This is a genomic window from Cellvibrio sp. BR, from assembly GCF_000263355.1.
Lineage (GTDB): Bacteria > Pseudomonadota > Gammaproteobacteria > Pseudomonadales > Cellvibrionaceae > Cellvibrio.
The window spans coordinates 236781-263672 of sequence record NZ_JH668203.1 but is presented as its reverse complement, the minus strand read 5'-3'; the positions used below and the strand labels follow the sequence as shown (position 1 = coordinate 263672).

The window sequence follows — 26892 nt, the reverse complement described above, 5'->3', positions numbered from 1 at the left end:
AACTTAAGTTAACACTATTAACATTTCTGGCATTGCAGTGCTGGTGTGGCGTCACTTTAATGATAATTAGCCGTCCAATAAACCATTCCTTGTAAAAGGTCTCGCTGTGAAAAAAACCACATCACTTATTGTTTTGCTGTTGTTGCTGCAGGTTGATGTCGCCCTTGCCGGCGTTGTTGAGCTGCTCAACGGCGACCGATTGGAAGGCGAGTTAGTGAGTATTGATGAGGAGCATCTGCTGTGGCGTTCCACCAACTTTGGCGAGCAGCAGATTAAAAAGACCAATATCAAAAATATCCATAGCGACGTTGCATTAAAAATCAATGGCAATAAATTACCTTGTCATTTGCAACCAATGGATGCGGAGTTTTTGCGTTATCACTGTGGTGATCCCAACCGCATCAAGCGTGCATCTCTGCTGCGCATAAAAACGCTCATGCCTTATGAAGAGTTTAAAAAAGGCAGCTATACCCATCAGGGGCGGATCAACCTGTGGGGGGCATACTCGCGCGGTAATGAAGTGCGGGATGAATGGAATGCCCAAGGGGAATTCAGTCTGCGCCGCAACGATTTTCGCCACCTGTTTGGCGGCGAGTTCTCGCGGGCCTCATGGAACTACTCGCGCCCCCAAAAGCGCTGGAATAGCCGTTACGCCCTGGATTGGTTTTTTGGGGAGCATTGGTTTTGGTACAACAGTGTGCTTGCCGGTGCCGACCCACAACGGGGCATGCGTACCTACCAGCGCTTTGGTTCTGGCACGGGCTATCAGTTCTTTGATAACAAAACCATGGCGTTATCACTGAGGTCGGGTTTGGCGTTGCATCAGGAATCCTACCAATTACCTGCCGATTTGGTGGGCGACTATGCCCTTGAGGATGACTTTATGGCCTTGGGCATGGCGCTGGATTTTCGTTACAACCTTCCTTGGGGGGTTGGTTTTTTTCACAATAACGAACTGCTGCAGTCGACCGAACAAGACCCTAACCTACAGTTAAAAACCTCGACCGGCCTAAGTTCCAAGATTCTTGAGCGGATTTATTCTGAATTTAAAATTGATTACTGGTTGGATACCGACCCGCAACCCACCCGTCAGGACAAGGACACGCGAATGTCGCTGGGGGTGAGTTACAAGTGGTAAACTGCCCGGCCATGTGTATTGGAAATCTGTTATGCGTCTGCCACTGCTAATTCTGTTACTGCCCATTATCGAACTCTGGTTGATGATTGAAATCGGCAGTGAAGTGGGCGCTTTGGCAGTGATTGGCTGGTTGGCATTGATGATCGTACTTGGTGTGAACCTGCTTCGCTACCTGGGAGCCTCCAGCATGCTGCGCACCGCGCAAAACATGCGAATGGAGGGCGAGTTGCCCGCGCAGGCGTTGGCCGGCAATCTGTTTAAAGCGGTGGGTGCAGTGCTGTTGATAATCCCTGGTTTCCTCACCGATCTTTTGGCGTTGCTCTGTTTTATTCCGCTGGTTCGGCAGTTGCTGTTAAAACGTTGGCTGGCCAAAATGGCGATGCGCGCCTCGGCAAGTGGCTTTTACACGGCGGGTTTTACCCCGGCAGGTTTTAAGCGTGACGCCACCGCTGCTGGGCGGGGCACTGTCTATGAGCATCAAGGGCCTGCTGCCCGCGATGATGAGAGCGACCCCAAACACCAAGGTCTATTGATCGATCAGCCAGCCGATGCATCACCTGACGATAAGCGTCCCTCTAACTAATACAGCTCCCTGCTAAATAACCTTTCGCTCAATAGGGCCAAAGATGCCCTGATTTCTGCCGTAAATGAAAGAAACCACTTTTATTGCAAGATTTTTTGCCCCCTCAGGTTGAAATCCCCATTGCTAACCCCACATAGGTTTCACCGCTTTATTGGCTACCGGTTTCCGGGTTGACCCTGTAGATCGGTGGCCTTACTGATGGGCCTTGAAACCTTCAAGACCATCCCTATATGTCATCAAGCCTGAGCCATGCGCTCTTGTGATCAAGAGTCTGGCTCTTCGCTCGTTTAACCTGTTTGTTTAGGAGACAAATGTTCATGAAAATTCGTCCGTTACACGATCGCGTTGTTATTCGTCGCAAAGAAGAAGAAACCAAAACTGCCGGTGGCATCATTTTGTCTGGCGCTGCGAAAGAAAAGCCTAATCAAGGCGAAGTGGTTGCTGTAGGTAATGGCCGCGTATTGGCGAGCGGTGAGCTGCGCCCATTGGATGTAAAAGTAGGTGACGTAGTGGTATTCGGTAAATATGCCGGTAGCGACACTATCACTATTGATGGCGAAGAGTTGGTTATCCTCAACGAGTCAGATATCAAAGCCGTATTGGTGTAAACCAGACGCTGCAAAAAATGTAAGGTGAGGTCGCATTGCGTCGATCTCCTTGGGTTAACAAAAGTTTGTAGGAATTGAAAATATGTCAGCTAAAGAAGTGAAATTTGGTGATAACGCACGTCAACGCATGTTGGCCGGTGTAAATATTCTGGCCGATGCAGTTAAAGCGACGCTTGGCCCTAAAGGCCGCAACGTGGTGTTGGAGAAGTCCTTCGGCGCTCCCACCATCACTAAAGATGGCGTATCAGTTGCCAAAGAAATCAGCCTGAAAGACAAGTTTGAAAATATGGGTGCACAAATGTTGAAAGAAGTAGCTTCTCGCGCTTCTGACGACGCCGGTGACGGTACCACCACCGCTACTGTATTGGCACAAGCTATTGTGAACGAAGGTTTGAAATCTGTTGCGGCGGGTATGAACCCAATGGATTTGAAGCGCGGGATCGACAAAGCAATCACTGCTGCAGTTGCTCACGTTAAATCTATCGCCCAGCCATGCGTTGATACCAAGTCTATCTCTCAAGTCGGTAGCATCTCTGCTAATAGCGATACTTCTGTGGGTGAGTTGATTGCTGAAGCCATGGAAAAAGTAGGCAAAGAAGGCGTGATCACTGTTGAAGAAGGCACCAGTCTCGACAACGAGTTGGACGTGGTAGAAGGTATGCAGTTTGACCGTGGCTACTTGTCTCCTTACTTCATCAACAACCAGGACAACATGAGCGTTGAGCACGATCATCCATTCATCCTGTTGGTTGACAAAAAAATCTCCAACATCCGCGAATTGCTGCCCGTACTGGAAGGCGTTGCCAAGTCAGGCAAGCCACTGGTAATCGTTGCTGAAGACGTTGAAGGCGAAGCCTTGGCAACTTTAGTCGTGAACAACATTCGCGGTATCGTGAAAGTAGCTGCTGTTAAGGCACCTGGTTTCGGTGACCGCCGTAAAGCTATGTTGCAAGACATCGCTGTATTGACCGGCGGTACTGTGATTTCAGAAGAAGTTGGTCTGGATTTGGAAAGCGCTACCATCGAGCACTTGGGTACTGCAAAACGCGTAACCATGAACAAAGACAACACCGTAATTGTTGACGGTGCTGGTAACGCGGAAGAAATCAAATCACGCGTTCAACAAATTCGCGTACAAATCGAAGAAACTTCTTCTGACTACGACCGTGAAAAACTGCAAGAGCGCGTAGCAAAATTGGCTGGCGGTGTTGCGGTAATTAAAGTCGGCGCAGCGACTGAAGTTGAAATGAAAGAGAAAAAAGCACGCGTTGAAGATGCTCTGCATGCAACTCGTGCAGCGGTAGAAGAAGGCGTGGTTCCCGGCGGTGGTACTGCACTGATCCGTGCTGTTGCGGCTATCGCTGACCTGAAAGGTGACAACGAAGATCAAAATGCCGGTATCGGTATTGCTCGTCGTGCAATGGAAGCTCCACTGCGTCAAATCGTTGCCAACGCTGGTGATGAGCCGTCTGTTGTTGCTGACCAGGTGAAGAAAGGTACTGGTAACTACGGTTACAACGCCGCGACTGGTGTATACGGCGATATGCTGGAAATGGGTATTCTCGACCCAGCCAAAGTAACCCGTTCAGCCTTGCAAGCTGCTGGTTCTATCGCTGGTTTGATGATCACTACCGAAGCAATGGTTGCTGATTTGCCAGAAGATAAACCTGCTGCACCAGATATGGGCGGTATGGGTGGTATGGGCGGTATGATGTAAATCGACCCATCGATAGTTGCGGCCCCTAGTGGGCCGCAATTGTTTTCGGCCTCTACCTTTTTTTAAATAGCGATAGCAAATTTTTAATAATGCCAAAATCATTTAGTTGGTATTATTTGCCCCGGATTTTGAACAACGCTAAATTTACACAACCGTGAATTAGGAGAAACATCATGGCTTTTGAATTACCCGCATTGCCTTACGCAATTGACGCTCTGGCTCCTCACATTTCTAAAGAAACTCTGGAATTTCACCACGGCAAGCACCATAAAACTTATGTTGATAAGTTGAACGGTTTGGTTCCCGGCACCGAATTTGAAGGCAAAAGCCTGGAAGATGTGATCAAAACTTCTTCTGGCGGTGTATTCAATAATGCTGCGCAAATTTGGAACCACACCTTCTACTGGCACTGCCTGAGCCCCAACGGTGGCGGCGCAGCAACTGGCGCAGTAGCAGATGCAATCAATGCAGCCTTTGGTTCATTCGACAAATTTAAAGAAGAGTTCACTAACTCTGCCATCAACAATTTCGGTTCAAGCTGGACCTGGTTGGTGAAAAAAGCCGATGGTTCAGTAGCTATTGTTAACACTAGCAACGCAGCTACTCCATTGACTGACGCGTCTGTGACCCCCATTCTGACTGTGGATTTGTGGGAACACGCTTACTACATCGACTACCGCAATGCGCGCCCAACCTACATGAACGCTTTCTGGGCGTTAGTGAACTGGGAATTTGTGAACGCTAACTACGCCAAGTAATTAGTTGTTTGCACTGGAAACGGGCCTGCGGGCCCGTTTTTTATTGCGTGAAATAAAAATCGCAGCCTATGTTTGTGCGGGCTGCTGCTATAAAATGCGCGCACTTATTACCCATTTATTTCACTGACTCATCGTTAAGGTAGCTGTTGTTATGGAACGCAGAGAACCCACATTGTCCACTGGCGCTGTGTCTGAACCAGCGGAATCTACATCGCGTCGCCCGCAAGCGCCGCTTCGCGATCATGATGACGAGCCTGCATCTGCTCGCCCTGCACGTAAAGCGGCATCGGCCCCTGTTTATGCTCAAGCGCCATCCAGTAGTTTGCCAGCTGTTGCTCTGGTTATCGCGTTGGTTGCGGCAGCGGGTGCAGGTTTTTTAGGGTGGCAGCTATTTCAAGCGCAAGCCATGTTGAAACAGGCGGATGCACGTATCCAGGGCTTGGAACAGCAGTTGAGTATGACGTCTGAGGAGTCCAGTGCATCGGTAGTGACGCTGCAGTCCAACTTGAAGAAAATAGACGGTGAAGTGCGTCGTATCGCTGGTTTGGTTGAAACCAATCGCAAAGCAATCGCTGCCAATACAGAAAAAACGACGGCGGTGGGGCGAGATGTTGCCAATGCACAAAAAACCGCAACAGATGCAAAAACAACGGCGGCCTCCCTCAAGCAAGAGCTAGCGGCTAATAAAACTGTTGCCGATGGCGCGGCTGCAAAAATTGATGGCATGGCTACCAGTGTTAGCCAGCAAACCCAAAGTGTTCAGCAGCTGAAAGAGCAGTTGGACAAAATGTCGCTGGAAATGACAGCGTTGGATAGCTTGGCGACACGTATCCGCAATCATGATGAGGCGATTGCGGCTATTGATGACTTCCGTCGCAGCACCAATCGCGAGCTGTTGCAGATTAAACAACAGCTAACCGCCAAGCCCTAAACACCCACACCAGTGCCCCGGGTTTTTTACCGGGGCGCTTTTACTCTGCTTATTTTCTTCGCTATTTTTCTTTAAAAAGCCCAACCAATACCTGCAACTGCGCGCGCCTCATCGGTTTCTGTTTCAGGCATAGTGGTTTCATGCACACTCAAACTCCACTGCAAACCACGCCAGTCTTTTTCTGCACGAAGAAAATAATGCAAATAATCAGATTCCCCCAGAATTGAATATTTATTTTCATCGCCCGTGACTGCGTAGTCAGCTCCCAGAGTTAAGTTGAACCAATCGTTAAGCGGAAATTGTTTGGAAACTTGCACTACGGTGTACTCGGCTCCGCTGCCAAAATAATCCCATGCGTAATGAAACCCAAGGCTTAATAGTGAAGTGTGTAAGGTGGCATAAACTTCGTTGTAGCTGTAATCGTCACTGATATCTGCGCCCTCATACAAAAATTGGGCGACGCCTGCGTCAAGCGATAGTGTGTCGGAAAATGTGTTGTAGTACCCGGCATAGACGCCGATTTCGGTATCGGTCTCCTCTCCAAAATCTACTTGTGATGCCCAACCGCTTAGATATAAACCTGATTCGCCCGACCAGGTGGTGGTGAATTGCAGTGCCGGGTCATCCTGTGTTTGTGATAAACCATAGGAGAGATAATTGCTAACAAACGAGACTTTGCCTGATACCTCTGCTTGCACTGGTGCCGCCAGATTTACGGTTGCTAAACACAGTGCCGCCAGCTGATAAGTACCAATAAGCTTCACGGTCAATCTCCTGTCCGGTGGTGATTTATTTAATGCACGGCAATAGCTATTTGCTAGCAGCGTAGTTGCGACAAATGCCCGTCAATATCCTGCGTGATTTTGTCCACATTGCCACTCGCGGAAAATACGCTGTGCGACAAGCGTTCAAGTTCTTGCGTTGCATCGCCAATGGCGGAGATGTTGCGATTAATTTCTTCTGTAACCTGATTTTGCTCTTCCGCGGCGGCCGCGACTTGATAGGCGCTATCAGTAATCGAATTAATACCTTGAGTAGCTGTCGTCAGGCGCTCGTAGGCATGTTCCGCTTCCACGAGCGTGTCACCAACCCGCTGGGTGTTTTGGTTTATTTGTACAACGGTTTGATCAACTTGTTGTTGTAAACCCTGAATTAAATTTTTAATTTCCTCGGTGGACTGTTGGGTGCGTGCCGCGAGTGAACGCACTTCATCGGCTACTACCGCAAAACCACGCCCTTGTTCACCGGCGCGCGCCGCTTCAATCGCTGCATTTAATGCGAGTAGATTGGTTTGTGCGGCAATGCTTTGAATAACATCGGTAATGCCACTGATTTTATTGCTGCTTTCGGCTACCAGCTGGATTTTTTGACTGGAGTTGGAGAAGTCGGTCGCTACGCCTTTAAATTCTTCTACGGTGCGTTGGAATAAATCCCGCGCGTTATTAATCTCTTTTACTGAAGCTTGTGAATCGCTTGAAGTATTACTGGCGAGTTTGGCGACTTCATTGGCGGTAGCTGACATTTGGTGAATCGCCGTCATAATATTTTGAATTTGCTCCACCTGTATTTCGGTTGCCGAGCGTGTATTTTTGGAGGTTCCGGTCAGGCTGTTACTTTGCTCTTTGAGGCGAATGGAATCCTGTTTTAAGGCGAGAATCATTGTGCGTAATTTTTCAGTGAAGTTATTAAAGCCATCTGCCATATCAATTAATTCCTTGTCATTCGAGGGAATTAATTTGCGTGTTAAATCGCCATCTGAACTGGCGAGCTCACGCATCATATTGCTCATGTTGACGATAGGTTTGGTCGATTGTTTAATCCACAGCGACACCACACCAACAAAAACTACCAACAGAATTAACGCCAGACCAATCATATTGGTTGCTGTAGATAAGCTACTTTCCTGCAGTGATTGGCTCAGTTCATCCACCACGTCGTACGCGATAATGGAGGGCGTCACTATCACCATTTTCCACTCGCTACGCACAGCATCGGCTTTAATGGGTTGTACAGTGATAATTTGATCCTTGTAAATAAATTGGTTTTTGTTACTGGCGGCGAGTGCATCAAATAAGTCTTTATCACCGGCCACAAGTGCTTTGCCAACAAACTCAGGGTGCATACTGCTGGCTACCACATTATTGCGTTCGCTCAGTAAATACATACTGGTTTGGCCGTCATATAAATTGGCAGATTGCGCGAGAATATTTTTTTGTAACACCGGCAGGTCTATATCGATACCGGCAACACCGCGAAATTCATTGTTCACTAAAACCGGTGCAACCAGTGAGGTAAGTAAAACTTTATTGCCCGGAGTTACCTCGTAAAGATAAGGTTCCATCAGGCAGGGTTTACGTGTGTCGCGGCTGCATAAATACCACTCGGCTTTACGCAGGCCATTGGTGTCAATGGTGGCATCGTATTGATCGGCGTAACTGACTTGGCTGGAGACTGGGCCTTGGGTGTTTGCGACCCAGTAAATTCCCAGGCTGCCTGTTTCCGAGCTGTACTCGGCATCGCCCAAAAATTCACTGTCGAGGTTGTCGTAGCCGTTGCTATCAAACTGGGCGTAAATGGATGATGCCGACGGCGTGGCAACCAGCATGTCGTAAGTCATTTTTTTAACTTGTACACGCGTGTAGGGTGTGCCACTGCCGTGGGCGGTGCCACTTAAAATACTGGCCAGGTGCAGTGCCACATCAAAGTTGCGATTGAGCAGCGAGCTGGTTTCCAGCGCGCTCACCTGGGCGATTTCCAACAGGCGGTTATCAATAGTCGCCTTCATGGATTCCGCGCTGCGCGCAATGGATTCTTGCGCGTTGTTCGACATCGAACGCCAGGCGACGAAACTCAAGGTGCCCATGCTAAATGCGAGGATCAGCGCAATACTCAGGCTGAGCTTGAAACGGAGTGATAGGGCATTCATAGGTGGTGCTTCCTTAAAGGGTGGCGCTAAATTCAGCCTAGTTGTTAGTTGGCGAATTGCACAATTTTTAAGCTGATAAAGTCATTTACCCAAGCGCCTGTTGTGGGGTTGATGGTGTAGAATTGGCGCCACTTTTTTATCTACAACAAGAGATGCGCTTATGCCAACCGTGATTCGCCAGCAAGATCTGATCGACAGCGTCGCCGATGCGCTGCAATTTATTTCCTACTACCATCCCGTTGATTTCATCCAGGCCATCCACAAAGCCTACGAGCGCGAAGAGAGCAAAGCCGCTAAAGATGCGATGGCGCAAATCCTGATTAACTCGCGCATGTGTGCCATGGGCCATCGCCCCATTTGCCAGGACACCGGCATAGTTACCGTGTTTGTCACCGTGGGTATGGATGTGCAATGGGACGCGCAAATGAGCCTGACCGATATGGTCAACGAAGGCGTGCGCCGCGCTTATATGAACCCCGATAACGTGCTGCGCGCTTCAATTCTCGCCGACCCGGATGGTGCCCGTAAAAATACTGGCGATAACACGCCTGCGATAATTCACTACAACATCGTTCCCGGTAATACAGTTGATGTGCATGTGGCCGCCAAGGGTGGTGGTTCAGAAGCCAAAACCAAATTTGCCATGTTGAACCCGTCTGATTCAGTAGTGGACTGGGTATTAAAAGTCGTGCCGGAAATGGGGGCTGGTTGGTGCCCACCCGGCATGTTGGGTATCGGCATTGGCGGTACTGCCGAAAAAGCCATGCTGTTGGCGAAAGAAGCTTTGCTGGAACCGGTGGATATCCAAGAGTTGCAAGCGCGCGGGGCGAGTAATCGCGCGGAAGAATTGCGCATTGAGCTGTACGACAAAGTGAATCGCTTGGGGATTGGTGCACAAGGCCTGGGTGGCTTGACCACCGTAGTGGACATTAAAGTCAAAGACTATCCAACCCACGCGGCCAACAAAGCCATCGCTATTATTCCCAACTGCGCGGCAACCCGTCACGCCCACTTTGTACTGGATGGCTCCGGCCCGGCCTTCCAAACGCCGCCAGCGTTGGAAGACTATCCAGATATCACCTGGGAAGTGGGCGACAGCGTGCGCCGCGTAAATCTGGATACAGTGAAGCCAGAAGACGTGTTGGATTGGAAAACCGGTGAGACGATTTTGCTCTCCGGCAAGATGCTCACTGGCCGCGATGCCGCGCACAAGAAAATGACCGATATGCTCGCCAAGGGTGAAGAATTACCGGTGAGCATGAAAGGCCGCTTCATTTATTACGTCGGCCCCGTTGATCCAATCCGCGACGAAGTGGTTGGCCCGGCAGGCCCCACCACCGCCACGCGGATGGATAAATTCACTCGCACCATGCTCGAACAAACTGGTTTGCTTGGCATGATCGGTAAATCCGAGCGCGGCCCGGCGGCGATAGAAGCAATCCGCGATAACAAGTCGGTGTACTTGATGGCCGTGGGCGGCGCCGCCTATTTAGTAGCCCAGGCGATTAAGTCTGCCAAGGTGCTCGGCTTTCCTGAGTTGGGGATGGAAGCCATTTATGAGTTCGACGTAAAAGATATGCCGGTAACTGTCGCGGTGGATTCGCGCGGAGAATCGGTACATAACACCGGGCCGAAAATCTGGAAGGCCAAAATTGAAGAAGGTGTACTTTCGGTTCAATAATTATCCCAAGTGCAATTACTTCTCAAATGAAAAACGGCAGCTATCAAGTTGCCGTTTTTTTTTAGAGCTACTGTTTAAATTGTTTTTCGCTATATAAATAATATTTTTTAAGTTTTTATCTTGTATTGAATTACCCATCTCATCGTTTGCGTTATTAATTTTGTTTCAGTTTCTTGCTGAATCGCGCATCTAAAAATAAACCTGCTACTTTTAAATCATATTGACCGGGGTGACAGCGGCTGTCGCCATTTCTTTTGCAAGCAAGCAGGGGATCTCCACCGTTATGCCAACCAAGCAGATTATCGTTATTGCTGCAGCCTTTGTTGGCGGTGGAGCACTTGGAGTTTGGGTTCATCCTTTATTAGCGGCAGTATTTAGTACCTTGGTTATGGTGGTATTGGTTTTGTCGCTCAATTCATATGCCAGGCCTGAATTGGTTGGCGGTGGCGACAGCCACACTCAACGGCAAGACAACGCTGCCCCCCTGCAGGATGCCAGCCTGATAATGGGCGAGGTTGTTGCAGAAACCCAGAAAAGTTTACACGCACAAATTGCGATTCAAGCCGACGCAATTGGCTTGTTAGTCCAGTCTTTTGATGCCATTAAAACCTTGCTGGATGAGCAGCAAAACCATATCCATAACCTGCTTTATGATAATGAAACGGATAAAAATACCATTTCAGCGCGCATGAGTTTGTTTGCAGAAAACACCTATGATCTGCTCAACCGCTTTGTAGATACCACGGTTGAAATTAGCGCTTCGTCTATGGAACTAGTGGAAAAAGTGGGCGCCATTGCCGAGCAAATGCCTACCGTTATCCGTGCGCTAAAAGACATAGATCAAATAGCCTCCCAAACTAATTTGCTGGCACTTAATGCTGCGATTGAGGCTGCGCGTGCCGGTGAAGCCGGGCGTGGCTTTGCCGTGGTTGCCGACGAAGTACGCGCACTTTCCAATCGCTCAGCAGGTTTCAGTCGCGATATACAGCAACAGCTAAGAACTATTGCTACGGCAATTGCAGACCTTGATCAAGTGGTTGGGCAAGTTGCCTCCCAGGACATGACCTATGTGTTACTGGCCAAGGCAGAAATGCAAAGAATCAGCTCCCAATTAATCCAAAAGGCGGATGCGGATCAAACGATAACACATCAAATGGAAGGCATTTTGGCGCAATTGGTTGTGGCGTTGAACAATGCAACCCGTGCCTTGCAATTTGAAGATATGTCGCGACAAAACATCGATTACAGCATTTCGCAATTAAATGATCTGAAACCTCTGGTTGCACAGTTAACACAAGCAGCAAATTTTCCTGAGCGGCTTGAAAAAGAAGTTGCTAGCTACAGGAATAGCGGTGCGCGCCAAAAACACAATCCAGTATCTGCTTCCTCGATAGAAAGCGGTTCTGTAGATCTTTTTTAAATTATCCGGGAGTTAACAATGACTCAGTCAGCCGCTGTAATTCGCATGCCAAAACGTTTTGATTATTCATCCAGCAGTGAATTCAACGCTGCTATTGCTGCTGCCCTGGATTTTGGTGGCAATGTGACATTGGACTGTATTGAAATGGAGTATATCGACAGCGCAGGCATTGGCTTGCTGGTTATGTCGCATAAAAAAGTACAGGCAAAAAATGCCAAGCTAATTATGCAAAATCTGAAATCAGCACCCAAAGAGATTCTTGGGTTGGCAAATATTCAAAAAATTATTGATATTGATTAATTTATTTGGCGCTTTTAACTGGAGTAGTTATGACTAATCAGGCTGTTGTGATACTACCTAACCGTTTTGATTACGGCTATCACAAAGAATTCCAACGAAAGTGTACCGAGTGTCTGGAAGGCAATGGAATCACCAAAATTGTGTTCGACTTTGGTGCCGTCGAGTATTTAGATAGTGCTGCCTTGGGCATGATGATGATGTGGCAGCGTCGCGCTGCGGCCTCTAATAAGAAAATGTATATCAAGGGTGCAAAGGGAGCTACTGCACAAATATTAGCGATGGCCAACATGCAGCGTATTTTCGACTACATATAGTGTTCTTGTCGTAGAGTTTGCTCACTCAACACTTGGTGTTGTTACTGTTTTTATGGTTGCCTGCACTGGAAGCTTATGACTGAATTACTGTCGGACAAAACGCTGCGTATTTTAGTTGTTGATGATGATCAACTGCTAAATGAACTGCTATGCGAATTTTTGCACAGTAAGGATCTGCAAACCCATTCTGCGTTCAGCTTTTCCGATGCCAAGCGCGAGCTAAGTAATAACTCTGTAATCGATTTGGTATTGCTGGATTACGAGTTGGGTGATGGTACTGGCCTGAATTTGATGCGCGATCTGGCCAATGAAAATATTTCAATACCACCGGTCATTATGATTAGTGTCAATGAGGATCCGGATTTTCTGCAAAATTGTTTTGCGTGCGGTATTGCCGATTACATTATCAAGCCCATCAATTTGTCGTTGTTGGCTTTAAAAGTAAGGGCACTTATTAATTCGGTGTCCATGCAAAAACTCATCAGCTTGCAAAATGCCGAATTGGCGCGGTTTAAAAAAGAAGCTGAGCGCGAAGAGGCAATTGCTAAATTCATTTATGAATATTTGCTCGGGCAAAACAGTCAAAAAGTTCAAGGTGTTGAAACCTGGTTGCAATCCTCTGCTTCATTCAGTGGCGATATCGCAATGGCGCGCACCTCTCCCGGTGGCGATTTATATTTTATGTTGGCAGATGCGACCGGTCATGGTCTCTCGGCGGCAATTACCATAATGCCGGCGGTATCCATCTTTAATAGCATGGTGGCCAAGGGGTTTCATCTGCAGCCCATAGTGACTGAACTCAATAAAAAACTCTGCCGCGATACCCCTCCTGATCGATTTGTTGCTGCCATTATTGTGCAGGTACAAAAAGATCAAGGTGAACTCCACGTGTGGAATGGTGGAATGCCAACTGCGCACTGGGTTAGCAATGGTGTAATTCAGCAAACTTTTCGCTCGCGTCACATGGCCTTGGGTATTCTTGATGATGACCAGTTTGAAGCAACTGTTGAAACCTATCGTTTTCCTAAAAGCGGATTTTTTTTCGCCTGTACCGACGGTTTGCTAGAAGAGAGAAACCCCGCTGGAGATTGCTTTTCCATGCAGCGGGTGGTGGATGTTATCGAGTCTGAGCCTGCTGATTTGCATGCGCAATTGGTAGCAGCGCTACATGCCCATACAGGATGTGCGACTTACAGTGATGATGTCTCCATGTGCACTTTAACACCTGCAGCAATGCTCCTGGGTAGTTCGCGGCTACTCACAGACGGTATTTTGCATAGACGAATTGAGCCGGGAATTGGCCATTTTTCCTGGGCGGTGGAGCTGTCTGGGCGCAAGATTGCAGAATGTGAAATTCCTCCACTTGTAAATAAGTTTCTGCAATATTTGGGTGTCGATCAAAATGTCTGCCAGATAGTGTTTTTAATTGTGAGTGAAATGGTTAGCAATGCAATTGATCATGGCATTTTACGGCTTGACTCTGAGTTTAAAGAAAATGCCGATGGCTTTGAGTTTTATTTTCAGGAGCGCGAGCGCCGGTTAAAGCGATTAACCGAAAAAGATACAATTTCCTTATCGCTTGAATGGCTAAAAGATGTCGCCACCCCGAGCTTGATGATCACCGTAAAAGACACCGGGGTTGGTTATGATCCCGCCGTGTTAGATAAAAATAATGATGATCAACTTTCCGGGCGCGGTTTGTATTTAATTCGCGGCTTGGCGCAATCAGTGGAGATTGTGCCGCCCGGTAATTTGATTCGGGCAGTAATTAGTTCTTTTTAATGGAAATATATTTGGGGCTAGCGCTATGAGTAAACATGTATTGATCGTCGATGATTCAGTATCGGTAAGGCAAATGGTAGAGGCAACATTAAAATCCGCCGGTTATACGGTTACTGCTGCGAAAGATGGTTTGGAAGCGTTGAATTTGTGCAAAACAAAAAGCTATGACTTTGTGTTAACCGATCAGAACATGCCGAATATGGATGGTTTAACGCTGATTAAATCCTTACGTACCTTACCTGCTCACATGCGCACACCGATTGTCGTGCTCACCACTGAAGCTAGCGATGCCATGAAAGCACAAGGGCGAGCCGCTGGCGCAACAGGTTGGATGGTAAAACCTTTTGATCCCAATAAATTGTTGGAAATTGCTAAAAAAGTGATGGGGTAGGGGCGCTTATTGCGGTGAATAATCAGGGCGCAGCAAACGGCGCCTTTACGGAAATGCTGAAGGTATTGCGAAGGATGTGAGAAATGTCGATAGACATGAAACAATTTCACACCGTCTTTTTTGACGAGAGCCAAGAGCACTTGGATGAGATGGAGCAGCTGCTGTTGGAGCTTGATATCACAAGCCCTGACGCTGAAATGCTTAACAGCATCTTTCGTGCCGCTCACTCGATAAAAGGCGGTAGCGGAATTTTTGGTTTTGATGCGCTAACCAGTGCAACACATATTATGGAAGGGTTGCTGGATAAAATCCGCAAAGGCAATCTCGCCATTACTGCAGCCATGGTTGATTTATTTTTACAGGCTGTCGATAAACTAAAAGAAATTCTGCTCGCTTATCGCCATGGTGACGCAATCGATTGGGCTGGTGTACATCAACTCACTGAACAGCTTGAAGTAGTGACCTCGGGCGCTGCTACACTTCCAAACCCTTCGGTAAATGAAAACCCCGCCTATGGTTTTTTTACCGAAACCTCTCCTGCGTCCGAAAGTGAAGCTTATGGTTTTTTTGAAGAGTCGGCGACCGTTTCCGACGAGGAATCCTTTGGTTTTTTTGATGAGCCATCAGTGCCAGAAAACAAAGATACGGTGTTTGGATTTGTTGATAGCTTGTTGGCTGCTAGTGATGATGAAGGTTTTGGTTTTTTTGACGAAATTCCATCCGTCCCGGCGGCGCCAATAGTGGTTCCTGCAATACCACCAGTGATAGCGCCAGTATCTGCTGCAATTCCTGTTGCAGAAAAAAATACTGAACTCTCTCACAAACCGGTAAAACATAAAACCGCAGAATCGGTGGCGGTAGAGAGTTCATCCATTCGTGTAGATGTTGCCAAGGTTGATCAGCTCATTAATCTCGTGGGTGAAATTGTTATCACCCAATCCATGATGAACTTGTTAGGGCAAAGCCTTGAAGGGGCGATTGCTGAAAAATTTCAAGCAGTTGCCAGTGAATTGGAGCGTAACACGCGGGAAATTCAGGAAGCGGTTATGTCAATCCGCATGTTGCCAGTATCCTTTGTGTTTAATCGTTTCCCGCGTGTTGTGCGCGACCTTGCCGGTAAGTTGGGAAAACAAATTGAGTTAATTATCGAGGGCGGCGATACCGAATTGGATAAAGGCCTAACCGAAAAGTTAGTGGACCCACTGACGCATTTGGTGCGCAATAGTATTGATCACGGCATTGAATCACCCGAGGTGCGCCGCGAACGCGGTAAAGATCCGGCAGGTAAGGTGACGCTTCGCGCCGCGCAGCAGGGCGGTAATATTGTTATCAGTATCAGCGATGATGGTGGCGGTTTGAATCGCGAGCGCATTCTGGAAAAAGCCTATGAAAATAATATCCCTGTTAGTGACAACCCAAAAGATGAAGAGGTATGGCAATTAATTTTTGCGCCAGGTTTTTCAACTGCTGCCGCTGTGACTGATATTTCCGGGCGCGGAGTGGGAATGGATGTGGTGAAGCGCAATGTGCAAAGTTTAGGTGGGCGCATTCACATTGAATCCCGCGCGGGACAGGGTTCCAGTTTTACTATTCATTTGCCATTGACCTTGGCCATTGTGGATGGCATGTGCGTATCTGTTGGCGATCAAACATTTATTATTCCACTGGTTTCTATTGTGGAATCCATTCAACCAGCGCAAAAGGACATTAAAACCTTAGGTAGTAACGATCAGTTGCTGCAGGTGCGCAATGAATATTGGCCCATCTTACGGCTGCACAGCATTATGCAATTGGAGCCTGTTTTTAGCGAAGTTTCCAAAGGCATTGTGGTATTGGTTGAAACTGCGAAACATCGGTTTGCATTGTTTGTGGATGCCTTGGTTGGCCAACAGCAAGTGGTCATTAAAAGCCTGGAGCAGCATTACAAACGTGTTGAGGGTGTTGCCGGTGCCACCATTTTAGGCGATGGCAGTGTTGCATTGATTTTGGATGTGGAATCCCTGGCGCTATCGATTAATCAATCGGTGCATTTGGCTGCTGCTAGCTAAACTTTAGCAATACCTCTGTTTGGGAGTGCGTGTGTATGGATCAACTGTCGCAATCAATTTCTGCGAGTACCGTGCAGGAATTCCTCACTTTTAGTTTGGGTGATGAAAATTATGCAATTGATATTCTGACCGTAAAAGAAATTCGCGGTTATGAGTCGGTAACAAAAATTGCTAATGCACCGCCCTTTATTAAGGGGGTGATTAATCTGCGTGGCGATATAGTTCCAATTGTTGATTTGCGCATTAAATTCAACGTAGGACAGGTAACTTACGACGAATTTACGATTGTGATAGTGCTGCATATTCGCAGCCGCATTGTGGGCATTGTGGTAGACGGCGTATCAGATGTTGTCGGTTTGAGTAAGGAACAGTTGCGACCGCCACCCGATTTTGGCGTGGCGTTTAACAGCCGTTATTTGTTGGGGCTGGCAAGTGTTAATGAGCAGATGATTATTTTGGTTGATATTAACGAACTTATATCCAGCGAAGAGTTGGGATTATTCGATACAGCAGACGCACCGGCGACAAAAAACTAAGGAAAATTACCCATGAAACTATTTGAATTATTTGCTGGCGATAAAGATCTGATTAAAGTCAACGCACAAGAATTGGAGAATGTCCGCGGCCAATTGGCGGCGATTCATCGCGTGCAAGCGGTTATTGAATTTTCATTGGATGGCACCATCCTCAATGCCAATCAAAATTTTCTGGCGTTAACCGGATATAGTTTGGATGAAGTTAAAGGTCGCCATCACAGTATGTTTGTAGATCCTGAATATCGTGCGAGTGACGCCTACCGAAAGTTTTGGGAATGTTTGGCGCGCGGCGATTTTGAGGCTGGCCAATATAAACGCATCGGCAAGGGTGGCAAAGAAGTCTGGATTCAGGCTAGTTATAATCCAATCCTTGATACCGATGGGCGAGTGATTAAAGTTGTGAAATACGCGACTGATATCACCCAAAACGCTATTAAGAATGTCAATGCGCAGCGCGAGATGGATCGTATTTTAAGTGCGCTTGATTCAACCTCTTCCAATGTCATGGTTGCTGACAATGATCGCACTATTATTTACATGAACAAGGCTGTCGAAAAAATGTTGCGCGCAGTAGAAAACGAATTACGCAAAGCATTGCCACATTTTTCGGTGGATAAAGTGCTGGGCAGTAATATGGATATTTTTCATCGCAACCCTGCACATCAAAGTCAATTGCTCGCCAATCTCCGTGATACCTATGTGGGTAATATAGTAGTGGCTGGCTGCAGTTTTCGCTTGATTGCCAATCCTATCTTTTCGGATTCTGGCGAGCGTTTGGGTTCCGTTGTGGAATGGATAGACAGAACCAAAGAGGTGGCTGCCGAGCATGAAATGAGCCGGATTCTTGGTGCGCTTGAAACCACGACTACCAATGTGATGATCGCCGACCCGGAACGAAAAATTATTTACATGAATAAATCGGTGGAGATGATGCTGCGTATTGCAGAGGCAGATATTAAGTCCGTGTTACCGCATTTTTCTGTGGATAAAATCGTTGGTAGTAATATGGATATATTCCATAAAAACCCCGCACATCAAATGAAGTTGCTAGAAAATTTAACCACTACGTACACCGGCAATATTGTTGTTGGCAAGCGTTCATTTCGGTTGGTTGCCAACCCCATTTTTTCCAAAGATGGTGCGCGCCTCGGATCTGTCGTTGAATGGTTGGATCGCACTGAAGAAGTTGCGGTTGAGCAGGAAGTTAATCATTTGGTTGAAGCTGCGGCTGCAGGCGATTTTAGTGTGCGACTGAAAACCGAAGGTAAAAATGGTTTTTTCCTCAAGCTGGCGGAAGGGCTAAATAGTTTGGTCACCACTGCTGATAAAGGCCTGAAAGACGTAGCTCGGGTGTTGGGCGCGATTGCACAGGGCAATCTTACCGAGACTATTGATGCTGATTATTCGGGCACCTTTGGCGATTTGAAAAATTATTGTAATGAAACAACCTCCAGTCTCACCAGTATGCTCGGTGAAATTCGTATGGCAGCGGATACTATTTTCACTGCCTCCAGTGAAATTGCCCAAGGCAATGCCGATCTTTCCAGCCGCACTGAACAGCAAGCGGCAAATTTGGAAGAGACGGCTTCCTCTATGGAAGAATTAACCTCCACCGTTAAATTAAATGCCGATAACGCCAAACAGGCTAACGTACTGGCGGAACAGGCATCGGCAGTTGCGACAGATGGCGGTACTTTGATTCAGCAAGTTGTCACCACCATGAATGCAATTAATGAATCGGCGCGGAAAATCTCTGACATTATTGGTGTTATTGATGGTATCGCGTTCCAGACTAACATTCTTGCGCTCAATGCAGCGGTAGAGGCGGCGCGTGCCGGCGATCAGGGGCGTGGTTTTGCAGTGGTTGCATCCGAGGTGCGAACCCTGGCGCAGCGCTCGGCTAATGCAGCAAAAGATATTAAAGCGCTGATATCGGATTCAGTACAAAAAATTGATAGTGGTAATCAGTTGGTTGGAAAATCCGGCGATACCATGAAAGAAATTGTGAATGCGATAAAACGTGTGAATGACATTATGGCTGAGATTGCCGCTGCTTCGGCTGAGCAGTCCACTGGTATTGAGGAGGTTTCTACTGCTGTATCACAAATGGATGAAATGACTCAGCAGAATGCGGCGCTAGTGGAACAGGCAGCAGCGGCAGCCGAAAGCTTGCAAGCACAAGCGGATCAGTTAACCCAAAGTGTTGCACAGTTTCATCTTGCAGTAGATAGCGCTGTAGAGCCTGCGCCAAAAAAACGGTTAAGTGCGCCCGGTAAGAAACCTGTTAAAGCTGCTCCTGCAAAAAAACTCGCACCGCCCAAAGCAGCTCAGGAAGATGAATGGGAAGAGTTTTAATGCGTGACCGCGAGTTTAATTATCGCGACGCTGATTTTGAGCGAATCAAAGCGATTATTTATCGTAAGGCTGGCATTCATTTGGGGGATAGCAAAAAACAGTTGGTCTATAGCCGTTTGGCGCGTCGTTTGCGGGTGTTGGGGCTGGTTGATTTTGCCGTTTATTTAAATCATTTAGAGCAAACACCTGCCGAGCAGGAAGAGTTTGTTAATGCACTGACAACAAACCTGACGGCATTTTTTCGCGAATCCCATCATTTCAATATACTGGCTGATTATGCCAAAACACATCGCAGTGGTTCACCCAAATTGCGGGTGTGGTGTGCTGCATCCAGTACCGGTGAAGAACCTTATTCCATTGCGATTACGCTGGTTGAGGCATTTGGCCGTTACGATCCTCCGGTTGAAATTATCGCCTCAGATATAGATAGCAATGTATTGGCTGAAGCGAGTCGTGGAATTTATTCCATGGATCGCATTGACTCTTTATCGCTACAGCAAAAAAAACAGTTTTTTCTTCGCGGTAAAGGTGGCAATGCTGGCAAGGCTAAAGTTATTGAGCCTTTGCGGCGGTTGGTTGAATTTAAAAAAATTAATTTACTCGATCGGCATTGGCCATTACAGGGTGTGTTTGATGTTATTTTTTGCCGCAATGTAATGATTTATTTTGATAAACCGACCCAGCTAAGTTTGCTGGAACGTATGGTTCGCTTACTGCGACCGAATGGTTTGTATATTGCCGGGCACTCTGAAAGTTTTGCGCAGGCTAGTCACTTGGTGAAATTGGTGAATAAAACCACCTATCAGCCAGCAAGGACTATGGCTGAAGGTGTTGGGCATGAACTTTGAACAGAATGTCCATTTCGCTCCCAATGTCTATTACGACCGTTATTTCGATTGCGACGCGGTAAAAATTTTACCTGGCGAATATTGTGTGACTGCCGCCAATAAAATGATTGTTACTGTGCTGGGCTCCTGTGTCGCCGTTTGTTTGCGTGATCGCTACTCGGGGTCCGGGGGCATGAATCATTTTTTATTGCCGAATGATGAGAGTAACCAAACCGGCCTGCTAACTGAGTCGGCTCGCTATGGCAGTTACGCTATGGAGTTGTTAATTAACCATTTGCTTAAAATTGGCGCCAATCGCAATAGGCTTGAGGCCAAAGTATTTGGCGGGGGAAATGTGCTGCGCGGCCTAACAATTAATAATGTGGGCGAACGCAATGCGGAGTTTGTATTGGATTATTTGCATAACGAAGGTATTCCAATCGTGGCGCAGGACTTGCTTGGGCCTTATCCACGCAAAGTATATTTTTTCCCACAGACCGGAAAAGTACTTATTAAGAAAATTAAATCTATTCACAACTCCACTATTCTTGATCGTGAAAGTGAATACCGTATGCGCGTTAAATACACACCCAAAAGCGGTGATGTCGAATTGTTTACCTAGTGTTTTTTTATGGGGTGATAGTTTTGGCGATAAAAGTACTTGTTGTTGATGATTCCGCATTAGTGCGCAGTTTGCTGGCGGAAATTATTCGCGCCGCGCCTGGTCTTGAGTTGGTTGGTTTGGCACCCGATGCTTATGTTGCACGGGATATGGTAAAGCAGTTTGTGCCCGATGTGATTACGCTTGATATAGAAATGCCACGCATGGATGGGTTGAGTTTTTTGGAAAAGCTGATGCGGGCGCGCCCGACGCCGGTGATTATGATTTCCACCTTAACAGAAGTCGGTGCAGAGGCGACCTTACAGGCGTTGGAGTTGGGAGCAGTGGATTTTATTCCCAAGCCAAAATTGGGAATCGCTAGTGGTATTCGTGAATATGCCGAGCTGATTGTAGAAAAGATTAAAACGGCTGCCACCATAAAAGTTAAACCGTTTAAGGGCGATGCAAGCCCCAACGTCAAGCCGGAACAGAAAATAGCTATTGCCGGACGTTTGCAAAGCACGGAAAAAATAATCGCAATTGGTGCTTCGACTGGCGGCACCGAAGCGATTAAGGATTTATTAATGCAGTTGCCTGCTGCTATGCCCGGTATTGTGATGACCCAACATATGCCGCCGGGATTTACACGCACTTTTGCCGAGCGATTAAATAAGCTGACACGGTTGCATGTTGTTGAGGCCAAGGGCGGTGAGCGCATTTTGCCGGGGCATGCGTTTCTTGCACCCGGTGGGCATCATTTAATTGTGGCGCGTTCTGGAGCTGATTATGTGGTCAAACTTTCTGATGCAGAGCCGGTACACCGCCATCGCCCGGCGGTGGATGTAATGATGGAATCGGTAGCGCTCGCGGGCGGTAAAAATGTAGTGGGAGTTTTACTGACTGGTATGGGCAAAGACGGTGCCAAGGGTATGTTGGCGATTCGTCAGCAGGGTGGTTATACGCTCGCACAGGATGAGGCGAGCTGTGTGGTTTATGGTATGCCGAAAGAAGCCGTGCAAATTGGTGGTGTGGATCAGGTAGTTGCCTTGGATAAAATGGGTGAACTATTGCTGGAGAAAATAAAAACCATGGGCAGTGGCAACCGCCTTTAATAGGATTGCGGTGCTTGAGGGAAGGTTAGCGCGAAATTTAATACCTCTGCTGAATCCTGCAATTCGATTTTTCCGTGCATTTTTTCAATAATTTCTTTGGCTATTGTTAGGCCTAATTCGCTGCCGTTGTTGTAATTGCTGTGGGTAATGCCTGGGCGTTTGCCCAGTTGTTGTTGCAGATTGCTGCGCGCATCTGTATCCAGTTTGTGATTATTACTTCGCATTTCTATTTTTATATGCCCGCGCTCTTCCGACAGCGCAATCGGCACCACACCATGGCGACCTGATACTTTTAACAAGAATTGCAATATATGACCAATTGCTTGCTCAAAACGGTGCGCATCGGTGTGGATCATTGGATTGTTCAGGTTTTCGGTAATAATCGCTTTACTCTGGTAAATATCACTAAAGGTCTGCTGCTGGCTTATCGCTGCGCGAATTAATGGCAAAGCTGCTTGATGGCTTAAATTAAAGGGCATATCTCCACGGGAAAGATTCTGCATTTCAATCAAATCACCCATAAGCTTTTGCAGTTGATAGCTATTGGTTTGTGCGATTTCAGTGAGGTTGGCAATGTGTTCGGGCAATTCCTCTACGGCGCGTTTGCGTAATAGTGTAATAGCTTCACTAATAAGGTTGAGCGGCCCAAGAATTTCGCGGCTGGCAGCGCTGATAAATTGAGTGCGTAAATCGTCGATACGTTTTTTTTCAGTAATATCGCGAACAATTCCGATAAATACCGGTTCGCCTTGTTGATAGACCCGCGACACCATGAGATCCATCGGAAACTCCTGGCCGTTGCGACGTAGTCCCCGTACTTCACGGCCAATACCAATAATATTTTTCTTGCCGGTATGCAGGTGATTTTTTAAATAGCCATCGTGCATGGATTGATAGGGTTCGGGCATGAGCACGCTGACATTTTTTCCAATAATTTGCGGGGCGCGATAACCAAAGATGGTTTCTGCAGCGTGATTAAAACTTTCAATAATGCCCAATTTATTAATGATCACTACACCATCTGCAATGTCATTCAAAATGGTTTGATGCTGTTGGTTACTCGCCTCCAGTGCGGCTTGATCTTGTTCATGCTGTTGTTGGTGATTAAGCGTTTGCACAAATTGGGCGATACTTTTCAGAATGGGCTCAAGATCGGTAATGGTGTCGCTGCTGTAGCCCGCAGGGGCGTTGGCCAGCCCGAGCATGGCAACCTGTTCTTTGCCATTAAAAATGGGAATGCCAATAAAACTTTCAATAGCAGGGTGACCGGGGGGGAGAACTGCTGCACGCAAGTCGCGCCCCAAGTGACTGGTAATCAGCGGTTTTCCCGATAGCATTATGCTGCCAAACATGGTGGTGAGATTGCGATACTCTCCATTTGTGGGCAGGTTTTTTTCACGAAACAAACTCAGCTGTAGGTCGTTGCTTTTGCTGCTGGAAAATACCAGTGCCCGCATATAGGGCTGCCCTTGTTCATCTTTATTTACCTGACCTATAAAGCCGAGTTTGCTATCGCATAATGGCAGCGTATCACGCAATAAATTTTCCAGTGCGGCCTGAATTTTATTTTCATTGATAAAGATAGATTGTGCGCTGTTAACAATTTGATCGAGCCGTTGTTTTTTGTCCAGTGCTTCGCTTAGGCGTAGCAAATCAAATTGTTTGGTGAGTTGGTCAATCATTGTGTTGCGAGTGCGCGCTGTACCGGCAATGACAAAAAATATAAAAATGACCGTCATGCCTGACATGAAAAAGGCCGTGGGGCCGTCTTGTAATAACATCACCACGCTGAGTGGGCTTATGGCCAGTATCACAAAACCGATGCTGCAATATTTGTCGACGGTGAGTGAAGTAATAGAGCCGGTTGCAATACCTGCAAGTGTAAATGCTAGTAGCGCCTGATAAATACTGGCTTCGGGCGCAAATAATAAAAAAGCGGCTGAACCCCATGCCAGACCGGTAAGCCAGGCGCCCACACGAAAGCTGTTTAACCAAAAGCGTGTCGAATAGAGCTGATGCAGATTATTCCAGCTGAGCCAGAGCACGAGGCGTGCTAATAACACGCTACTCAAAATCAGATTCCACAAAATAATGTCGGCGTGGGCGATTACTTTCCACTGGGATACGCTGAGCATAAGCGCTATAACCAAAGAGGCGATCAGCGAGAGTGGAAAACCTTTGTAGAGTTGGCGCACCTGTTCCGGCTCAAGGTGTTCGCGTTCAAATGAATAGGACGAAGACTCCCGGGCAACATGTGTGGCTGAGTTTTGATGGCCGGGGGGCAGTGAATCGTCGGGCATCGCTTATCTCGTCAGTTGCGGGTGAGGTGGTAGTCGGTTCAAGTATAGATCAGCACCCAAGGCTTTCTAGGGCGATGGGAAAGATTCTAACAATAGGTTTTATGGCAGGGTATTACGGGGGATTACTGCATCACCGCTAAGCACAGTGATGCAGGTGGTGCTCGGTAAAGACGGGCGTCTTTACTACTTAGTAGAGGCGATACTGCTCGGGAATTTGTTCTACTGAATCAACCGGCGGCATCAGTTTGTGCAGAATGCCGTCGTGAATATCGTAAATCCAACCGTGAATGCTCAGTTCCTGACCGCGCGCCCAGGCATTTTGGACTATGTTGCTGCGCGCAATATTTTCTACTTGTTGCACTACATTTAACTCGCACAAGCGGTTGACTCGTTCATCGGGATCACTGATTTGATCCATGATTTCTTTGTTGTTGTAATAAACATCGCGAATATTGCGCAACCAGTAATCAATTAGCCCCAGTTTGCGATTTTCCAGTGCTGCTTTTACACCGCCGCAGCCATAGTGGCCGGTTACCATTACATGTTTTACTTTGAGAAACTCAACGGCGTAATTAAGTACAGTCATGCAGTTGAGGTCGGTGTGAATGACCACGTTGGCCACATTGCGGTGTACAAATAATTCACCGGGGGCGAGGTCAACAATTTGGTTGGCGGGTACGCGGCTATCCGAGCAGCCTATCCATAAATATTCTGGCGCTTGCTGTTTGGCCAGGTTGGAAAAAAAGTCAGGCTCTTTGCGTTTGATATCTTCGGCCCATTTTACATTGCTGGCAAACAGGCTATCTAAATCACTCATAGTGGCTCCAAGGCGGGACTTAGCGGTTAAATGAAAGACGGGATTTCAGATCAAAAGCAGGTTTTGTAATTTAAAAAATCCGGTCACAAAAATCAGGCGGCAGTATAGGGGAAACTGCTTGGGAGGTGTTAGATTGCCCGTTGTTGGTGCAGTGAGGTGCTGTGAGTGTCTGGCAAAATTGTGGAATAAATAATATGAAGAATGAATCGTCGGTTAGTCTCTATTGGCACGATTACGAAACTTGGGGCGAAGTGCCGGCGATTGATCGCCCTTCGCAGTTTGCCGGTGTGCGCACGGATGAGTCGCTCAATGTGATCGATGAGCCTTTAATGATTTATTGTCAGCCAGCGCCTGATGTATTGCCAAAACCGGAAGCTTGTTTAATTACCGGATTATTGCCGCAAGTCGCCCAGAGCAAGGGCTTGCCAGAGTGCGAATTTATTGCCGCTATTCATCGTCAGCTCGCGCGTCCGGGGACTTGCGGTGTGGGGTATAACTCGATCCGTTTTGATGATGAAGTAACGCGTTATACCCTCTATCGCAACTTTTATGATCCCTATGAGCGCGAGTGGCGCAACGGTAATTCGCGCTGGGACATTATAGATATGGTGCGCATGACCCGTGCGTTGCGACCGGAAGGGATCGAATGGCCTAATTATGAGGATGGTCGCCCTTGCTTCAAGCTGGAAATGCTGAGCCAGGCGAACAATCTCAAACACGAGGCTGCACATGATGCGCTCTCTGACGTGTATGCCACCATCGCTGTGGCCAAGCTGATTAAAACCCGCCAGCCTAAACTCTATGATTACGCTTATCGTCTGCGCGACAAACGTTTTGCCGCCAGTATGATTGATATCGATGCTGCCAAACCGCTGCTGCACATTTCCTCCCGTTTTCCCGGTGAGAACGGCAACGCGGCGTTGATTGTGCCTTTAGCTATGCACCCCACCAATAAGAATTCGGTGATCGCTTACAATCTGAGCGCCGATCCACAAGCCTTGCTCAGTTTGCCGGTCGAGGAATTACAGCTGCGGCTTTATACCCGCACCGAGGATTTACCCGAAGGGGTAGAGCGGTTGGCGCTCAAAGAAGTGCACATGAATAAAACCCCGATGCTACTACCGGCAGCGATGCTAGATGATGCCACTGCCCAGCGTTTGCACATTGATAAGCAGCGTTGCGAGGCGCATTGGCAAGTTCTGCGCAATCTGACGTTAAGTGAGCGCGAATCCTTGCTGCAGCGTTTATATCAATTGTATTCGAGCAACTCTTTTGCGGAAAAAACAGATCCTGAGCAACTGCTTTACAGCGGTTTTTTTGATGATCACGACAAGCGTTTAATGACCCGCGTGCGCAATGCTGATCCTGAAACATTGGCTAATACCGCCTTTCCATTCAATGACCCGCGTTTGGGGGAAATATTGTTTCGCTATCGCGCCCGCAATTTTCCTGCCAGCCTCAGTGCCGAAGAGCTGCAACGCTGGCAGGAATTCTGCCGTTGGCGGCTGACTTCACCTGAGGCGCAATCTTCTCTGACTTTGATGGAGTTTGATCTGCGGATAAAAACGCTCAGTGAGGCGGAGTCCACCAGTGCTGAGCAGCGTCTGCTTTTGCAGCAATTAGCCGCGTATGGCAAGCAGTTGATGGCAGCTGGGTAAAACAGGGTTCAATTTGACTTTGCACAGGGTTTTAACGGCCGCAAGTGTGGGAATTTGGTCTGCTTGCGAGTACAATCCCGCGCCCAAGA

Annotated in this window: 23 protein-coding genes; 19 read left to right on the top strand and 4 right to left on the bottom strand. The window is 47.5% G+C overall.

Annotated features, from left to right (window positions below; translation table 11 throughout):
- Window positions 1-106: 106 nt before the first annotated feature.
- From O59_RS14285 to O59_RS14260, 6 genes are all read left to right on the top strand, one after another.
- Window positions 107-1138, top strand: coding sequence for a DUF481 domain-containing protein (locus O59_RS14285; protein ID WP_007643946.1), 1032 nt, complete (start codon window positions 107-109; stop codon window positions 1136-1138).
- Window positions 1139-1169: 31 nt separating this feature from the next.
- Window positions 1170-1721, top strand: coding sequence for an FxsA family protein (locus O59_RS21100; RefSeq protein WP_007643944.1), 552 nt, complete (start codon window positions 1170-1172; stop codon window positions 1719-1721).
- Between the two features lie 317 nt (window positions 1722-2038).
- Window positions 2039-2329 (top strand): co-chaperone GroES, encoded by a 291-nt coding sequence (locus tag O59_RS14275; protein WP_007643943.1) that lies wholly within the window; start codon window positions 2039-2041, stop codon window positions 2327-2329.
- 82 nt (window positions 2330-2411) lie between these two features.
- A complete protein-coding gene (gene groL / locus O59_RS14270; RefSeq protein WP_007643940.1) occupies window positions 2412-4046 on the top strand; it encodes a chaperonin GroEL in 1635 nt (544 codons plus the stop codon).
- 173 nt (window positions 4047-4219) lie between these two features.
- Entirely contained in the window at window positions 4220-4804 is a 585-nt protein-coding gene (locus tag O59_RS14265; protein WP_007643938.1) for a Fe-Mn family superoxide dismutase, read from the top strand.
- Between the two features lie 151 nt (window positions 4805-4955).
- On the top strand, window positions 4956-5735 hold the full coding sequence (locus O59_RS14260) for a hypothetical protein (RefSeq protein WP_040392752.1): 780 nt from the start codon (window positions 4956-4958) through the stop codon (window positions 5733-5735).
- A gap of 71 nt (window positions 5736-5806) precedes the next feature.
- On the opposite strand, the gene O59_RS14255 is transcribed toward O59_RS14260, so the two are convergent.
- Together O59_RS14255 and O59_RS14250 are read right to left on the bottom strand one after the other, a co-directional pair.
- On the bottom strand, window positions 5807-6499 hold the full coding sequence (locus O59_RS14255; RefSeq protein ID WP_007643933.1) for a TorF family putative porin: 693 nt from the start codon (window positions 6497-6499) through the stop codon (window positions 5807-5809).
- A gap of 53 nt (window positions 6500-6552) precedes the next feature.
- Window positions 6553-8661, bottom strand: a complete 2109-nt coding sequence (locus tag O59_RS14250) for a methyl-accepting chemotaxis protein (RefSeq protein ID WP_007643930.1) — start codon at window positions 8659-8661, stop codon at window positions 6553-6555.
- Between the two features lie 160 nt (window positions 8662-8821).
- On the opposite strand from O59_RS14250, the gene O59_RS14245 reads away from it, so the two are divergent.
- The 12 genes from O59_RS14245 (at window position 8822) to O59_RS14190 (ending at window position 22028) form a co-directional block, all read left to right on the top strand.
- Window positions 8822-10342 carry a fumarate hydratase gene (locus O59_RS14245; RefSeq protein ID WP_007643929.1) on the top strand — a complete coding sequence of 507 codons (1521 nt, stop codon included), beginning with the start codon at window positions 8822-8824 and terminating at the stop codon, window positions 10340-10342.
- 283 nt (window positions 10343-10625) lie between these two features.
- Complete coding sequence (locus O59_RS22255; RefSeq protein WP_040392749.1) at window positions 10626-11762, top strand: methyl-accepting chemotaxis protein; 1137 nt, start codon at window positions 10626-10628, stop codon at window positions 11760-11762.
- Between the two features lie 18 nt (window positions 11763-11780).
- A complete protein-coding gene (locus O59_RS14235; RefSeq protein WP_007643924.1) occupies window positions 11781-12062 on the top strand; it encodes an STAS domain-containing protein in 282 nt (93 codons plus the stop codon).
- A gap of 29 nt (window positions 12063-12091) precedes the next feature.
- On the top strand, window positions 12092-12376 hold the full coding sequence (locus O59_RS14230) for an STAS domain-containing protein (protein ID WP_007643923.1): 285 nt from the start codon (window positions 12092-12094) through the stop codon (window positions 12374-12376).
- Between the two features lie 75 nt (window positions 12377-12451).
- The gene (locus O59_RS14225; protein WP_007643922.1) at window positions 12452-14158 is read left to right on the top strand and encodes a SpoIIE family protein phosphatase; all 1707 of its coding nucleotides are present in this window, start codon (window positions 12452-12454) and stop codon (window positions 14156-14158) included.
- A 25-nt stretch (window positions 14159-14183) separates the two neighbouring features.
- Complete coding sequence (locus O59_RS14220) at window positions 14184-14549, top strand: response regulator (RefSeq protein WP_040392746.1); 366 nt, start codon at window positions 14184-14186, stop codon at window positions 14547-14549.
- Between the two features lie 83 nt (window positions 14550-14632).
- Window positions 14633-16597, top strand: coding sequence for a chemotaxis protein CheA (locus O59_RS14215; RefSeq protein WP_040392744.1), 1965 nt, complete (start codon window positions 14633-14635; stop codon window positions 16595-16597).
- Between the two features lie 35 nt (window positions 16598-16632).
- Entirely contained in the window at window positions 16633-17133 is a 501-nt protein-coding gene (locus O59_RS14210; RefSeq protein WP_007643919.1) for a chemotaxis protein CheW, read from the top strand.
- Between the two features lie 12 nt (window positions 17134-17145).
- Window positions 17146-19488 (top strand): methyl-accepting chemotaxis protein, encoded by a 2343-nt coding sequence (locus O59_RS22250; protein WP_007643918.1) that lies wholly within the window; start codon window positions 17146-17148, stop codon window positions 19486-19488.
- Complete coding sequence (locus O59_RS14200) at window positions 19473-20336, top strand: CheR family methyltransferase (protein WP_040392742.1); 864 nt, start codon at window positions 19473-19475, stop codon at window positions 20334-20336. The genes O59_RS22250 and O59_RS14200 overlap by 16 nt, the downstream gene beginning before the upstream one ends.
- The gene (cheD, locus tag O59_RS14195) at window positions 20326-20937 is read left to right on the top strand and encodes a chemoreceptor glutamine deamidase CheD (protein WP_007643915.1); all 612 of its coding nucleotides are present in this window, start codon (window positions 20326-20328) and stop codon (window positions 20935-20937) included. Before O59_RS14200 ends, cheD begins: the two co-directional genes overlap by 11 nt.
- Before the next feature lie 14 nt (window positions 20938-20951).
- Window positions 20952-22028, top strand: a complete 1077-nt coding sequence (locus tag O59_RS14190; RefSeq protein ID WP_369728751.1) for a chemotaxis response regulator protein-glutamate methylesterase — start codon at window positions 20952-20954, stop codon at window positions 22026-22028.
- On the opposite strand, the gene O59_RS14185 is transcribed toward O59_RS14190, so the two are convergent.
- Both O59_RS14185 and can read right to left on the bottom strand, forming a co-directional pair.
- Window positions 22025-24328: a PAS domain S-box protein gene (locus O59_RS14185; protein WP_007643913.1), complete on the bottom strand. Its 2304-nt coding sequence runs from the start codon at window positions 24326-24328 to the stop codon at window positions 22025-22027. The two genes, O59_RS14190 and O59_RS14185, sit on opposite strands and share 4 nt — an antisense overlap.
- A 187-nt stretch (window positions 24329-24515) precedes the next feature.
- Window positions 24516-25145, bottom strand: coding sequence for a carbonate dehydratase (gene can, locus O59_RS14180; RefSeq protein WP_007643912.1), 630 nt, complete (start codon window positions 25143-25145; stop codon window positions 24516-24518).
- Between the two features lie 194 nt (window positions 25146-25339).
- Here can and sbcB point away from each other — a divergent pair, with 194 nt between their 5' ends.
- Window positions 25340-26803: an exodeoxyribonuclease I gene (gene sbcB / locus O59_RS14175; protein WP_007643911.1), complete on the top strand. Its 1464-nt coding sequence runs from the start codon at window positions 25340-25342 to the stop codon at window positions 26801-26803.
- Window positions 26804-26892: the final 89 nt, after the last annotated feature.

Excerpts from the sequence above, each read along its gene's own strand:
- O59_RS21100 (WP_007643944.1), top strand. The coding sequence starts at position 1,170 with ATGCGTCTGCCACTGCTAATTCTGTTACTGCCCATTATCGAACTCTGG.
- O59_RS14275 (WP_007643943.1), top strand. The coding sequence starts at position 2,039 with ATGAAAATTCGTCCGTTACACGATCGCGTTGTTATTCGTCGCAAAGAA.
- groL (WP_007643940.1), top strand. The coding sequence starts at position 2,412 with ATGTCAGCTAAAGAAGTGAAATTTGGTGATAACGCACGTCAACGCATG.
- O59_RS14265 (WP_007643938.1), top strand. The coding sequence starts at position 4,220 with ATGGCTTTTGAATTACCCGCATTGCCTTACGCAATTGACGCTCTGGCT.
- O59_RS14260 (WP_040392752.1), top strand. The coding sequence starts at position 4,956 with ATGGAACGCAGAGAACCCACATTGTCCACTGGCGCTGTGTCTGAACCA.
- O59_RS14250 (WP_007643930.1), bottom strand. The coding sequence starts at position 8,661 with ATGAATGCCCTATCACTCCGTTTCAAGCTCAGCCTGAGTATTGCGCTG.
- O59_RS14245 (WP_007643929.1), top strand. The coding sequence starts at position 8,822 with ATGCCAACCGTGATTCGCCAGCAAGATCTGATCGACAGCGTCGCCGAT.
- O59_RS22255 (WP_040392749.1), top strand. The coding sequence starts at position 10,626 with ATGCCAACCAAGCAGATTATCGTTATTGCTGCAGCCTTTGTTGGCGGT.
- O59_RS14235 (WP_007643924.1), top strand. The coding sequence starts at position 11,781 with ATGACTCAGTCAGCCGCTGTAATTCGCATGCCAAAACGTTTTGATTAT.
- O59_RS14230 (WP_007643923.1), top strand. The coding sequence starts at position 12,092 with ATGACTAATCAGGCTGTTGTGATACTACCTAACCGTTTTGATTACGGC.
- O59_RS14225 (WP_007643922.1), top strand. The coding sequence starts at position 12,452 with ATGACTGAATTACTGTCGGACAAAACGCTGCGTATTTTAGTTGTTGAT.
- O59_RS14220 (WP_040392746.1), top strand. The coding sequence starts at position 14,184 with ATGAGTAAACATGTATTGATCGTCGATGATTCAGTATCGGTAAGGCAA.
- O59_RS14215 (WP_040392744.1), top strand. The coding sequence starts at position 14,633 with ATGTCGATAGACATGAAACAATTTCACACCGTCTTTTTTGACGAGAGC.
- O59_RS14210 (WP_007643919.1), top strand. The coding sequence starts at position 16,633 with ATGGATCAACTGTCGCAATCAATTTCTGCGAGTACCGTGCAGGAATTC.
- O59_RS22250 (WP_007643918.1), top strand. The coding sequence starts at position 17,146 with ATGAAACTATTTGAATTATTTGCTGGCGATAAAGATCTGATTAAAGTC.
- O59_RS14200 (WP_040392742.1), top strand. The coding sequence starts at position 19,473 with ATGGGAAGAGTTTTAATGCGTGACCGCGAGTTTAATTATCGCGACGCT.
- cheD (WP_007643915.1), top strand. The coding sequence starts at position 20,326 with ATGAACTTTGAACAGAATGTCCATTTCGCTCCCAATGTCTATTACGAC.
- O59_RS14185 (WP_007643913.1), bottom strand. The coding sequence starts at position 24,328 with ATGCCCGACGATTCACTGCCCCCCGGCCATCAAAACTCAGCCACACAT.
- can (WP_007643912.1), bottom strand. The coding sequence starts at position 25,145 with ATGAGTGATTTAGATAGCCTGTTTGCCAGCAATGTAAAATGGGCCGAA.
- sbcB (WP_007643911.1), top strand. The coding sequence starts at position 25,340 with ATGAAGAATGAATCGTCGGTTAGTCTCTATTGGCACGATTACGAAACT.